General features: G+C 72.9%; 9 protein-coding genes. 6 read left to right on the top strand and 3 right to left on the bottom strand.

The window, feature by feature from the left end:
• The first annotated feature begins 692 nt into the window (after positions 1 to 692).
• Both JX575_RS10090 and JX575_RS10085 read left to right on the top strand, forming a co-directional pair.
• Positions 693 to 1280 (top strand): pyridoxamine 5'-phosphate oxidase family protein, encoded by a 588-nt coding sequence (locus tag JX575_RS10090; protein WP_186342278.1) that lies wholly within the window; start codon positions 693 to 695, stop codon positions 1278 to 1280.
• Between the two features lie 105 nt (positions 1281 to 1385).
• Entirely contained in the window at positions 1386 to 2006 is a 621-nt protein-coding gene (locus JX575_RS10085) for a hypothetical protein (protein WP_186342277.1), read from the top strand.
• Between the two features lie 299 nt (positions 2007 to 2305).
• Here JX575_RS10085 and pepN read toward each other — a convergent pair whose 3' ends face one another.
• Positions 2306 to 4753, bottom strand: coding sequence for an aminopeptidase N (gene pepN / locus JX575_RS10080; RefSeq protein ID WP_186342276.1), 2448 nt, complete (start codon positions 4751 to 4753; stop codon positions 2306 to 2308).
• Positions 4754 to 4809: 56 nt separating this feature from the next.
• Between pepN and JX575_RS10075 the strand changes: the two genes are divergently transcribed.
• From JX575_RS10075 to JX575_RS10060, 4 genes are all read left to right on the top strand, one after another.
• Positions 4810 to 5430, top strand: a complete 621-nt coding sequence (locus tag JX575_RS10075; RefSeq protein WP_186342275.1) for an NUDIX hydrolase — start codon at positions 4810 to 4812, stop codon at positions 5428 to 5430.
• Between the two features lie 76 nt (positions 5431 to 5506).
• Positions 5507 to 6622, top strand: coding sequence for an alanine dehydrogenase (gene ald / locus JX575_RS10070; protein WP_186342274.1), 1116 nt, complete (start codon positions 5507 to 5509; stop codon positions 6620 to 6622).
• Positions 6619 to 7551 carry a site-specific tyrosine recombinase XerD gene (gene xerD / locus JX575_RS10065; protein ID WP_186342273.1) on the top strand — a complete coding sequence of 311 codons (933 nt, stop codon included), beginning with the start codon at positions 6619 to 6621 and terminating at the stop codon, positions 7549 to 7551. Before ald ends, xerD begins: the two co-directional genes overlap by 4 nt.
• Entirely contained in the window at positions 7548 to 10697 is a 3150-nt protein-coding gene (locus tag JX575_RS10060; protein ID WP_186342272.1) for a BTAD domain-containing putative transcriptional regulator, read from the top strand. The genes xerD and JX575_RS10060 overlap by 4 nt, the downstream gene beginning before the upstream one ends.
• Here the strand turns inward: JX575_RS10060 and JX575_RS10055 are convergent.
• Complete coding sequence (locus JX575_RS10055) at positions 10681 to 11508, bottom strand: ABC transporter permease (RefSeq protein ID WP_186342271.1); 828 nt, start codon at positions 11506 to 11508, stop codon at positions 10681 to 10683. The genes JX575_RS10060 and JX575_RS10055 overlap by 17 nt on opposite strands.
• The gene (locus JX575_RS10050; RefSeq protein ID WP_186342270.1) at positions 11505 to 12554 is read right to left on the bottom strand and encodes an ATP-binding cassette domain-containing protein; all 1050 of its coding nucleotides are present in this window, start codon (positions 12552 to 12554) and stop codon (positions 11505 to 11507) included. Before JX575_RS10050 ends, JX575_RS10055 begins: the two co-directional genes overlap by 4 nt.
• Positions 12555 to 12670: the final 116 nt, after the last annotated feature.

The raw sequence follows: 12670 nt of genomic DNA, 5'->3' as shown, positions 1-12670 counted from the left end.
CAGCCGACGTTGACGTCGACCCGCGCAGTGACCCCGGCGTCAACCGATCCGACGTAGCCACCCAGCACGCCTACGAGCACCCCGATCACGACGGAGTTGGCCGATGGGCGCACCTGCGCGGGCTGACGGACGCGTCCGCTGCCATGCGTACCAATCGCTGCGGCAGAACTTTGCGAGTCCGGCGAGAGCCCCGGCACTGGCAGTGAGCGCGAGCACCGCGGGGGCTGTCTGACCAAGGCCGTGGATCGAGACCAGATCGGCAAGACCGCCGATGAAACCCAGCGTCAGTAGGACCCAGGCAAGCACGATGCGGACGCGGCGGGCCCGGACGACGCCAGCGGACACGTAGCCGACCAGCAGGGCCCCGAGGATCATGGACAGGACCTGCGACGCTTCCTCGCCGACGCGACCTCCATGTCGGAGGACCAGGAGCGCCTGGCCCGCCAGCGAGGCCCAGGCAAGCACCCAGATCGAACGAGGAAGTGGGGGCGTAGCGTCCAGCCGCTCGAATGCCCCTTCGGCGGTCACCGGGTCATCGTCGCACCCGGAGCGAGCACGCGCTGGCATCTGGTTTCGGACGTGCACGTGGGTTGCAGCGAACGATGCGAGCGGATCTTATGACGAGCGTGCGGGTGTGGCCTGTCCTGACTGCCGTCAGTCGTGCCTCCGGGTGCACGTGCGAACCTAGGATCATGGCCACGACGAGCGCGGAGGACATGCGCCGGATCCCCTCCCTGACCGGGACCGCACCCAGCATCGACCCGACTGATCTGCCTCCCGACCCCGTACAGCTCTTCCAGGAATGGCTGGACGTCGCCCTAGAGCAGGGTGTCGCCGAGCCGATCGCCGCTACGTTGGCAACCGTCGACGACGAGGGAGTCCCGGATGCCAGAACGCTGATCCTCAAGGCAGTCGACACCGAAGGCTGGGCGTTCGCTGGCGCCGCATCGTCGCAGAAGGGTCAGCAGCTCGAGAAGCATCCTTCGGCCGCGTTGAACCTGTGGTGGCAGCCGCTCGTGCGAGCCGTGCGTGCGCGCGGCCCTGTTGTCGAAGCATCCAGACGAGAGTGTGTCGCAGACCACGAAGCCCGCAGCGAGGCCGCCCGCGCCGGTGTCGATCCGCAGGACTGGAGGTTGTGGCGCATGGTCCCGTCTCGCGTCGAGTTCTGGCAGGGCTCTCCGGATCGCCGGCACCTGCGCATCATCTACACCTACGACGGGGCCTGGCACCTCGACATCTGGCGCGGTGAAGCCCGCCCAGGGTCTCCCTCCGAGCGCTAGCGGCCAGCAGTCGTTGTCCGCTGCCACGTGGCATGCGGGCGGAGGGACCCACGATCGTGGCGTCCGAGCGTCTGTGCCGAAGGTGGGGCGCCTATGGTCGTGGCCATGGCTCTCATCCACAAGGCGACCTTGAATCCGACCAAGCTGCAGCTGCTCGCCAGCTGGCTGCCGCGGCAGACCTGGGTCACCGACGTGACGGACCTCGAGCAGGTGGGCGCCTACAGGTTCGACGATCCGGCCGGCGTGGTGGGCATCGAGGCTCTCCTCCTGCAGTCTCGTGACGGCTCGGTGTTCCACGTCCCGTTGACCTACCGGGGGGCGCCGTTGGTCGGGGCCGAGGAGTTCCTCATCGGCACCACCGAGCACTCCGTGCTCGGAACGCGCTGGGTGTACGACGGGTGCGGCGACCCGGTGTGGGCGACGGCGCTCGCGACCGCTGTACTGACCGGCGGCACCCAGGCCGAAGAGCTCGTCGACATGGAGGGGCGCCTTCAACCACGGGCCGCCACCGCGGAGGTGCGGGGCAGCGGGAACCAGGGGACCCCCGTGGCGGAGGTGGAGGCGGTCAACTGCCGCGAGGAGGGCTCGACGACGGTCGTACGGACCGAACAGTTCGACCTGGTCGTCGTTCGCGTGATCGGAACCGAGGTAGCCGTCCAGCAGACGCTCACCGGCAGCTGGGCCCAGCACGGCCCGGCAGTGTTGGCCGGAGTTCGACCGATCTAGCGGACCCGGCGCTGGCTCCTCGACAGAGGGAACCTCCTGCGCGGAAGAGCCGGACTGTCCGCTCGAACCGTCGGCGCTGCATCCAGCAGGACGTAGCGCAACGCACGGTCGCAGATGTCCGCGCGAGGTGGGTCCACTGCTCGGCCGACGAACACCGACCATGAGCGCTCTTCTCCCTCCCCGAACACACAACTCCTGCGGATGCGGCATCCGCGAAGCTCTCCGCTGGGAGCTTGATCAGTTGGCCGTCGTACCGCGTGCCACGAACCCCACGTCGACGAACAGCCGGAGCGCCCCGGTCAGAGGCGGCGGGCCTGCAGGATGCGGCTGAGGACGAAGGAGTTCGAGCGGAGCTGGTTGCGGGCGTAGGCGATCAGGGCGGTGTCCTCGGCGGCGTTCTCGGCGGCGGCGAGGAAGTCCTCGTCGCCGGCGCCGAGGGGGTACATCGCCCGGATGGTGAGGCCCTGGTTGAGCAGGCCGCCCTTGAGCGTGCGCAGCTCCTCGAGGTAGCGGTAGGTGTAGGGGGCGAGCAGCTCGGCCTGCCCGGGACGCCAGAACGTCGAGCCGAGCACGAGCGTCTCCCGGCTCGCGGGTACCGCGTAGTCGACGAAGAACGCCCGCCACACCTCCTCCTTGGCCTCGACGTCGGGACGGGCGGCGAGCACCGCGAGCCGACGCATCGCGGCGTCGGGGTCGGGGTCGGACTCGAGGAGCCGGCGCACGGCGTCCTCGTCGTAGTCGCCGAGCTCGGCGCGGCGCACCGCCATCCGCCACGCCAGGTCGAGGTCGGTCGCCTCCGCGGCGGCCGCCTCGAGCACGGCCCAGTGCGCGGCGGTGGAGGCTGACGCGGCCAGGGTGCGCAGCGCCGCCTGCCGGGCGTCGGGCAGGTCCACGAGGCCGACGACCGCGTCGGCCAGCGCGGCCAGGAGCGCGGGCGACTCGGCGGCCGGCGCCCAGCGGTCGGCGACCTGCAGCGCTTGGGCGAGGAACGGCTCGATGAGCGCGGCGCTCGTCTCCGACGCCAGCGCCCGGGTCAGCGCGGCCGACACGTCGCGAGGGGCGACGTCGCCGAGCAGCAGCAGCTGGCCGGCGGTCGCCGCGACGAGGGACCGGTCGAGCGGGTCCTCGAGCTGGTGGATGCGCTCGAGCATCAGGCGCAGGGACGTGTCGTCGGGCTTGACGGCGGCGAACGTGAAGTCGCCGGCGTTGACCAGGCGGAGGTCGCCGCCGGGGAGATCGACGGGCGTGCGCGGGCCGGTGACCTCGTGGGAGGAGCGACCGGCCGGCACGAGCGTGTCGCCCGAGGCGTCGAAGACGGCGATGTCGAGGTGGTGCGGCCGGGGGTCCTGGGTGCCGGGTGCCTGCACCACCAGCTCGCCGTCGGCCAGCGTGATGACGTCGGTGCCCGCCTCGTCGAGCCACGCCCGGGTCCAGGCGGACAGGTCGCGGCCCGAGGCCCGCGCGTAGCAGTCCATCAGGTCGTCGAGGCGGGTGTTGGAGAAGGCGTAGCGGCTGAAGTAGTCGCGCAGGCCCTCCACGAAGGCGTCCTCGCCGATGTAGGCGACGAGCTGGTGCAGGACGCTCTGGCCCTTGACGTAGGTGATGGCGTCGAAGTTGGACATCGCCGACGCCACGTCGGGCACGGCCCCGCGGATCGGGTGGCTGGCCGGGCTCATGTCCATCTCGTAGGCGGTGCGCTTGGAGGCAGCGAGGAACGTGGCCCACTGCTCGGTGAACTCGCTGGCTGCGGCCATCCCCCAGTTGGCCGCCCAGGACGCGAAGGCCTCGTTGAGCCAGAGGTCGTCCCACCACTGCATGGTCACGAGGTCGCCGAACCACATGTGGGCCATCTCGTGAAAGATGAACTCCGCGCGCACCGCACGCTGCGCGTGGGTCGGGGGAGTGCGGAAGAGCTGGCCGTCGCCGTAGGTCACGCACCCCCAGTTCTCCATCGCGCCGCCCAGGTTGGGGACGAAGACCTGGTCGTAGCGCTCCTGTGGGAACGGGTAGCCGAAGCGCTCGCCGAAGAAGGCGAGGCCCTGGCGGGTGAGGGTCACCATCTCGTCGAGGTCGCGCTCGAGGATCGGCACGAGCGACTGGCGGCAGTAGAACCCCAGGTCGTAGCCGTCGTGCTGGCGGCGCACCTCGTGGAACGGGCCGGCGTTGACCACCACGACGTACGTCGAGAGCCGGGGCGTGTCGGGGTAGGTCCACACGCGCGCGTCGCCGGTCTCCGCGTCCACCACCGACTCCGGGGCACCGTTGGAGGTGACCAGCCACGACGACGGAGCGGTGACCACGAACCGGTGCGGGGCCTTGAGGTCGGGCTGGTCGAAGCACGCCCACACCCGCCGGGCCTCGTCGGGCTCGAGGCTGGTCCAGACGTAGACCAGCTTGTCGGTGGGGTCGACCGTGCGCAGGACGCCCTCGCCGGTGTCGGTGTTGGTCGTGCTCGCCTCGACGACCAGCACGTTGTCGGCGGCCAGCGCGGGCAGCGGCAGCCGGCCGTCGGCGGCCGCGGACACGTCGATGTCGTGGCCGTTGAGGCTCGCTCGCGCCACGTCCATGGCGACGTCCACGAAGGTCGTGGCGCCGGGCTCGGAGCAGGTGAACGTGATGGTGCTCGTCGACCGCCACACCTCGCCCTCCAGCAGGCCGGTCATGTCCACGTCGATGTCGTAGCGCTGGACCTCGAGGAGGTCGGACCGGGTCTGCGCTTCGTCCTTGGTGAGCGTCGCCAACGTCATGGGCCGAACCTACTCACCCACCCGTCGACGTCGCCGCCTGGGCTAGCGTCTGGCGCATGGGAGACCGGAACGGGGACGACGGACCGCAGGAGCTCGCCGACCGGCCGATGGCGTGGCCGGTGGTGTCGAGCCACTACCTGCACCGCGACGACTGGGTGGTGGCGCTGCGCGAGGACATGATCACCCGCCCGGGGCACTCCGAGGAGTTCAGCCGGATCAGCCTCGAGCACCCCGGTGCGGTCGTGGTGCTGGCGGTGGACGACGACGAGCGGGTGATGTGCCTGCGGCAGTACCGCCACACGAGCGGGCGGGAGTTCGTCGAGCTGCCGGCGGGACTGCGCGACGCGGGCGACGAGCCGGCCGTGGAGACCGCGAAGCGCGAGCTGCGCGAGGAGGTCGAGCTCGAGGCCGCCCACTGGCAGCAGCTGCTGAGCACGTTCTCCAGCGCCGGCATCAGCAACGAGGTGCACGACATCTTCCTGGCGCGCGGGCTCTCGCACGCCCCGCGAGGCGACTTCGCGATGGAGCACGAAGAGGCCGAGATGGAGCACTTCTGGGTGTCGATGGCCGATCTCCTCGACGCCGTCCTCGACGGCCGCGTGCGGCAGGGCCCGCTGGTCCAGGCGGTGCTCGCCTACGACGTGCTGAAGCGTCGGGGAGTCCTGACGGCCCCGTAGGCCGCCCCGGGAGTAGTCTCGCCCACGCTGTGAGGCGGCCCACGCCGTGAGGCCCCGGATCCCGGAGGAGCAAGGCATGAAGGTCGGCGTCCCCAAGGAAGTCAAGAACCGCGAGTATCGCGTGGCTCTGACCCCCATCGGTGTCCACGAGCTGGTCCAGCACGGTCACGAGGTGATGATCGAGCGGGGCGCCGGGAGCGGCTCGCAGATCCCCGACGAGGAGTACGTCGCCGCGGGGGCGCGGATGCTCGAGACGGCCGACGACGTGTGGGGCGCCGCCGACATGGTGCTCAAGGTCAAGGAGCCGGTCGCCGAGGAGTACGCGCGGATGCGCGACGGCCAGACCCTCTTCACCTACCTCCACCTGGCCGCCGACAAGCCGCTGACCGAGGAGCTGCTGCAGCGCCGGGTGACGGCCATCGCCTACGAGACGGTCCAGCTGCCCTCAGGTGGGCTGCCGCTGCTCTACCCGATGTCGGAGGTCGCCGGCTGCCTCGCGCCGCAGGTCGGCGCGCACGCGCTGCTGAAGGCCAACGGCGGTCGCGGGGTGCTGATGGGCGGCGTGGGCGGGGTCGCCAACGCGAAGGTCGTGATCATCGGCGCGGGCGTCTCGGGGCAGAACGCCGCCAACATCGCGCTCGGGATGGGCGCGGACGTGACGCTGCTCGACACCGACCTCGACAAGCTGCGGATGTCGTTCTGGCGCTACAACAACCGGGTGCACGGCCTGGCGTCGTCCAAGCTGGCGATCGAGCAGCAGGTGATGGAGGCCGACATGGTGATCGGCGCGGTGCTGATCCCCGGTGCGGCGGCGCCGAAGCTGGTCAGCAACGAGCTGGTGGCGCGGATGAAGCCCGGCTCGGTGCTGGTCGACATCGCGATCGACCAGGGCGGCTGCTTCGAGGACTCGCACGCCACGACGCACGACGACCCGACCTACGAGGTGCACGACTCGGTGTTCTACTGCGTGGCCAACATGCCGGGCGCGGTGCCCAACACCTCGACGTACGCGCTCACCAACGCGACGCTGCCCTACGCGGTGGCGCTGGCCGACAAGGGGTGGGAGCGGGCGCTGCGCGAGGACGCGAGCCTCGTCCACGGCCTCAACACCCACGCCGGGAAGCTCACCAACGCACCGGTCGGCGACGCCGTCGGCATCGAGTCGGTGGCACCGGAGACAGTCCTCGGGTGAGCCCCGGGGCGCCGTTGGGCCGCGCGGTCCGCACCTACCTCGACCACCTCGCGGTCGAGCGCGGGCTGGCGGCCAACACGCTCAGCTCCTACCGGCGCGACCTGAGCCGCTACGTCGAGTTCCTCGCCGGCCAGGGCATCGAGGAGCTCGACGCGGTCACCGAGGCGACCGTCGTCGCGTTCCTGGTCGGCCTGCGCGAGGGCAGCGACATCCACCCCCCGCTGGGCGCGTCGTCCGCGGCGCGCACCGTGGTCGCGGTGCGCGGCTTCCACAAGTTCGCCGTCTCCGACGGGCTCGCCGCTGGCGACCCGGCGGCGGCGGTCAAGCCGCCGACCCCGGCCAAGCGGCTGCCCAAGGCGCTCCCGCTGTCGGACGTCGAGGCCATCCTCGAGGCGGCCGGGGCGCCCGGCACGGCGCTGTCCTTGCGCGACCGCGCGCTCCTCGAGCTGCTCTACGGCACCGGTGCCCGCATCTCCGAGGCGGTCGGGCTCGACGTGGACGACCTCGACCAGCACGACGGCACGGTGCTGCTGCGCGGCAAGGGCGGCAAGGAGCGGCTGGTGCCGGTCGGCGGCTACGCCCGAGAGGCCGTGGCCGCCTACCTCACGCGCGCGCGCCCGGAGCTGGTCGGCACCGGCAAGGGCGGCCCGGCGATGTTCCTCAACTCCCGCGGCGGTCGCCTGTCGCGGCAGAGCGCCTGGGCGGTGCTGGTGAAGGCCGCCGAGCGGGCGGGGGTCACCGCCTCGGTGTCGCCGCACACCCTGCGGCACTCGTTCGCGACGCACCTGCTCGACGGCGGCGCCGACGTCCGCGTGGTGCAGGAGCTCCTGGGCCACGCGTCCGTCACCACGACGCAGGTCTACACGCTGGTCACCGTCGACAACCTGCGTGAGGTCTTCGCGACCGCCCACCCGCGAGCGCGCGAGTGACCACGGGGGAGCGCGTCCGGCTGCGGCTGCTCGGGGCGCCGTCGTGGGACGACGCCCCTGTCGTGGGGGCCCGCCCGCAGGCGCTGCTGGCCGCGCTGGTGCTCGAGCCGCGCGGCCTGAGCGTGGCGCAGCTCGTCGCCCAGGTCTGGGAGGACGACCCGCCCGCCGCCCCCGGCAAGGCGCTCCAGGTCATCGTCTCGCGGCTGCGGGCCGCGACGGCGCCGGAGGTCGTCGAGCTGACCGAGACCGGCTACCGGCTCGGCGTCGACGCCGCTGAGGTGGACGTGCTGGCACTGGGTCTCGCGGTCTCGGAGGCGCGGGAGGCCCTCCGCGCCGGTGACGCGGTGCGGGCGGCCGAGCTGGCCGAGTGGGCGCGGGCGTGGCCCGAGCCCGCGACCGACGACGCGCCCGGACCACTGGCCCGGCTCAGGTCCCTGGCAGCCCGGACGCTCGACGCCGCCGACGACCTCCTGGGACGGGCCCTGGCCCGCCAGGGCCGCCACGCGGAGGCGGTGCCGCTGCTGGAGGCGGCCGCCGCTCGGTGGACCGACGAGTCCGGCGTGCTGGTCGACCTGCTCCGCAGCATCGCGGCCGTCGGTGGGCCCGCGGTCGCGCTCGGCCGCTACGAGGACTACCGCCTCGACCTCGCCGAACGCCTCGGCGTCGACCCCGCGCCCGAGCTGCAGCGGCTGCACCGCGAGCTGCTGGCCGCCGACGACCCGGTGCGCACCGGGCTGAGGTACGACGGCGCCGGGCTCCTGGGCCGCGAGCAGGACCTGGCCCGGCTGCGCTCGGCGCTGGCGGCGTCGCGGCTGGTCACGGTGCTCGGTCCCGGGGGCATCGGCAAGACCAGCATCGCGCAGGTGCTGGCCCGCGAGTCCGTGCTGCCCCACGTGCACGTCGTCGAGCTCGTCGGCGTGGGCGCCGGCGACGACGTCGTGGTCGCGGTCGGCGCGGCGCTCGGCGTGCGCGGGTCGGTGACGACCCGCCTCGCGCTCACGCCGGCCGAGCAGGCCGACGTCCGCAGCCGCTTGGCGCAGGAGCTCGACTCCGGGCCGACGCTGCTCGTGCTCGACAACTGCGAGCACGTGCTCGAGCCCGTCGCGTCCCTCGTGGCGTTCCTGCTGGCGACGACCCGTGACCTCCAGGTGCTCGCCACGAGCCGCGCCCCGCTGCGGCTGGCCGCCGAGCGCGTCGTGCCGCTGACCCAGCTCTCGCCCGACGACGCCCGCGAGCTGTTCGTGCGGCGCGCGTCGGCCACCCGGCCCGACGCGGTGCTCGACCCGGCCATCGTCGCCGACGTGGTCGACCGGCTCGACGGACTGCCGCTCGCCGTCGAGCTCGCCGCCGCGCGGGTCCGCACCATGACCGTGCCTGAGGTGGCCGCGGCGCTCGACGACCGCCTGACCGCGCTGAGCAGCCGGGAGCGGAGCACCCCCGACCGCCACCGCACGCTGGCCGCGGTGATCGGCTGGTCGTGGGACCTCCTCACGGCCGCTGAGCAGCGGGCACTGGCGTGGCTGTCGGTGTTCCAGGACGGGTTCGACCGCGCGGCGGCGACCGCCGTCCTCGGCCGCGACGGCCCCGACCTCGTCGACGCGCTGGTGGAGCAGTCGATGCTCGTCCTCGTCGACGACGGCGCGACCGCGCGATTCCGGCCGCTCGAGACGATACGTGAGTACGCCGCCGCCGAGCTGGCCCGGCGCGGCGAGACCCCCGAGGCCCTGGACGCGCTGCACGGATGGGCCGCCCACCTCGCCGCACGGTGTCGCGACCTCGTCGTCTCCGACGAGCAGGTCGCGCAGGTCGACCTCCTCGTGCGCGAGCAGAACAACCTCACCGACGTGCTGCGCCGGGCCCTGACCATCGGCGACCGCCCTCTCGTGGCCCGGATGGTCGCGCTGCTGGGCAGCCTGTGGACCATCACCGGCGACCAGCCGAAGATCTTCGCCGTCTGCGACGCGGCCGTCGAGGTGCTGTCGGGCTGGGACGTCCCCGACGAGGCGCGCCACGACGCCCTCGAGGCGGCGGGCGTGCTGCTGGTCCACGTGACGTGGGTCCCCGGCGTGGAGGTGGGCGGGCTCTGCGACCTGCTGACCCGCGGGGAGCCGCCCGCGGGCGCGTGGGGGCTGATCGGCCGCACCGTGCTGCAGGTCGACGAGGACACGCCCGCCCGGCTCGCGCGCGTCGCGGCGGAGCAGACCGGGGCCGGCCTCGCCGGCGCGCTGCTGATGTGGGCGAGCATCGTCGCGGAGAACGCCGGCGACGTCGACGCCGCGCGCGCGTACGCCGAGCAGGCGCTGCGGCACCGGCTCTCGGTCTTCCTGCGGGCGTCCGTGCACGCCGAGCTCAGCCAGCTCGCGATGACCGCGGGCGCGCACCATGAGGCCGCGCGGCACGCCGCCGTCGCGTGGCCGCTGCTCGAGCAGATCCACTCCGTCACCGACTCCTACAGCCTCCAGGTCGCCACCGCCCTGTCACCGCTGCTGGACGGCGACGTCGCGGGGGCCGTCGCGGTCCTCGACGCCGTCGGACCACCGGGTGGCGCGGCCGCGCAGATCGGTGCCCGGGTGGCGTGGCAGGCCGCCCAGGCCGAGGTCGCCCTCGCCCGGGGTGACGGCGCCGAGGGGATCCGGCGCTACGACGCGCTCGTCGACATGGTCGTCGACGCGGACAGCGGGCCGGCCGTGTCGCCGTGGGCGCCGATGATCTCCGCGGCCGCACTGGTCTGCCGTGCGCGTCACGGCACCGGGGCCGCGGACCCCGTGGCCGACGAGCTGCGCGACCGGGTCGTCGGACCGGGAGGCCGGACCCCACCGGGCACGCTGTGGTTCACCGACCTGCCGCTCAACGGCGTCCTGCTCATCGCGCTCGGCGCGTGGGTGGTCCGCTGGGGTCCGCCCGACCAGCGCTCGGACGGCATGTTCCTGCTCGCCGTGGCGCACCGATGGGCCTACAACCGCAGCGTGCCGGTGATGGCGTGGGAGTCGATGGTCGCCCTCGCCGACGCCGCGGAGCCCGGGCGGCTCGGCCGCCTCGTCGGCGAGCTGGCCGACCGCCCGGGACCGGAGCTCGTGCCCGAGGCGGCCGCAGCCGTCGACCGGCTGCGGCGCGCCTGGGCGGGCGGGGTCACGTCCTCCGGCTGAACGCCCGCACGGCCAGCGGGGCGAACACCGCGATCAGCACGGCGCAGCCCAGCAGCGCCCAGGCGACGTCGGTGGTGACGGCGCCCTCGTTGGCCAGGTCGCGGATCGCGCTGATCACCAGCGACACCGGGTTGACCTCGGCGAACGCGCGCAGCGGCCCGGGCATCGTCTCGGTGGGCACGAACGCGTTGGACAGGAACGTCAGCGGGAACATCACCAGCAGCGAGATGCCCTGCACGCCCTGGGCGTTGCGGCCGAGGATCCCGAAGAGCGTGAAGATCCACGCGAGCGACCAGCCGGCCAGCATCGCGAGCAGCACCGCGCCCGCGACCCCGGCGACGCCGCCGCCGGGCCGGTAGCCGATGGCGATGCCGACCCCGAAGGTCAGCACCGAGGCGATGAAGTAGCGCACCAGGTCGGCCACCATCGGCCCCGCCAGCGGTGCGATGCGCGAGATCGGCAGCACCCTGAACCGGTCGAACACCCCGGTGTCCATGTCGGTGCGCAGCTGGACCCCGGTGGCCACGCACGCGGTCAGCACGGTCTGCCCGATCAGCCCCGGGATGATGAGCGGGAGATAGCTGTCGACGTCGCCGGAGATGGCGCCGCCGAAGATGTAGGCGAACATCGCGGTGAAGACCAGCGGCTGGATGGTGACGTCGAACATGACCTCGAGGCTGCGCTGCATCTTCTTGGTCGCCCGCCACGCGAGGGTCATGGTCTGGCTGATCGTGTCGGCCACGCCGACGCGCTCCGGGGTGGGACCCGCGGTGGGGCCGGCGGCGGGCTCGGGCAGGGTCGCGGTGCTCATCGGGCGGTCTCCATCTTGTCGGTCTCGTCTGTCTCGTCGGTCCGGTCGCCGCGCTCGTCCTGCGCCCCGGCCGGGGTGTCGTGGGTGTCGTGGCCGGTGAGGGCGAGGAACACCTCGTCGAGCGAGGGCTTCTGCACGGTCACCGACTCGATGGCGACCCCGCGGTCGCGGAGCGAGACGAGGACGTCGACGCTCTGGTCGGTGCGGGCCAGGGGGACGTTGACCCGCCGGGACTCCGGGGTGAGCGCGGCCTCCTCGCCGAGCAGGCGGAGGGTCTCCTCCGCGACGACCGCGAGGTCGGCGTGGTCGGCGAGCTGCAGCTGCAGGGTGGACTGGCCCACCGACGACTTCAGCTCGTCGGAGGTGCCCTCGGCGACCTTGCGCCCGCGGTCGATCACCGCGATGCGATCGGCCAGCTGGTCGGCCTCGTCGAGGTACTGCGTGGTCAGCAGCACGGTGCAGCCGTCGCGCACCAGGTCGCGGACGGTGTCCCACACCTGGCCGCGGGTGCGCGGGTCCAGGCCGGTGGTCGGCTCGTCGAGGAAGATCACCGGCGGCCTGGTCAGCAGGCTCGCGGCCAGGTCGAGGCGGCGGCGCATGCCGCCGGAGAAGGCCGAGATCGGCTTGCTCGCGGCCTCGACGAGGTCGAACTGCTCGAGCAGCTCGGCCCCGCGGGCGCGGGCCTCGGTGCGCCCGAGTCCCTGCAGCCGGGCGAAGAGCCAGAGGTTCTCGGTGGCGGTCAGGTTCTCGTCCACCGAGGCGTCCTGGCCGGTGACGCCCAGCGTGCGACGCACGGCGTGGGGTGCGGTGCGTACGTCGTGGCCCAGGATGCTCGCCTCGCCCTCGTCGATCGTCAGCAAGGTCGCGAGCATCCGCATCATGGTCGTCTTGCCGGCGCCGTTGGGGCCCAGCACGCCGAACACCTCGCCGCGCTGCACCCGGAGGTCGATGCCGTCGACCGCGCGCTGGTCGCCGAACCGCTTGACGAGGCCGGTGGCGGAGACGGCGGGTCCCGGCGCGGAGGGGGAGTCATGTGGTGTGGTCATGACGGCCACGATCGACGCGCGCGGTTTCACGGCGGTTGCATGCCGGCCGCGCCCACGAAACCGGCACCGGGCGCGCGCCCCCGCGAGCGTCGACGCGTGCGCGGATGGTTGGATCG

Origin of the sequence: Nocardioides sp. zg-1228 (genome assembly GCF_017086465.1) — a bacterium.
GTDB lineage: Bacteria > Actinomycetota > Actinomycetes > Propionibacteriales > Nocardioidaceae > Nocardioides.
This window is presented reverse-complemented; position numbering and strand designations above follow the sequence as displayed.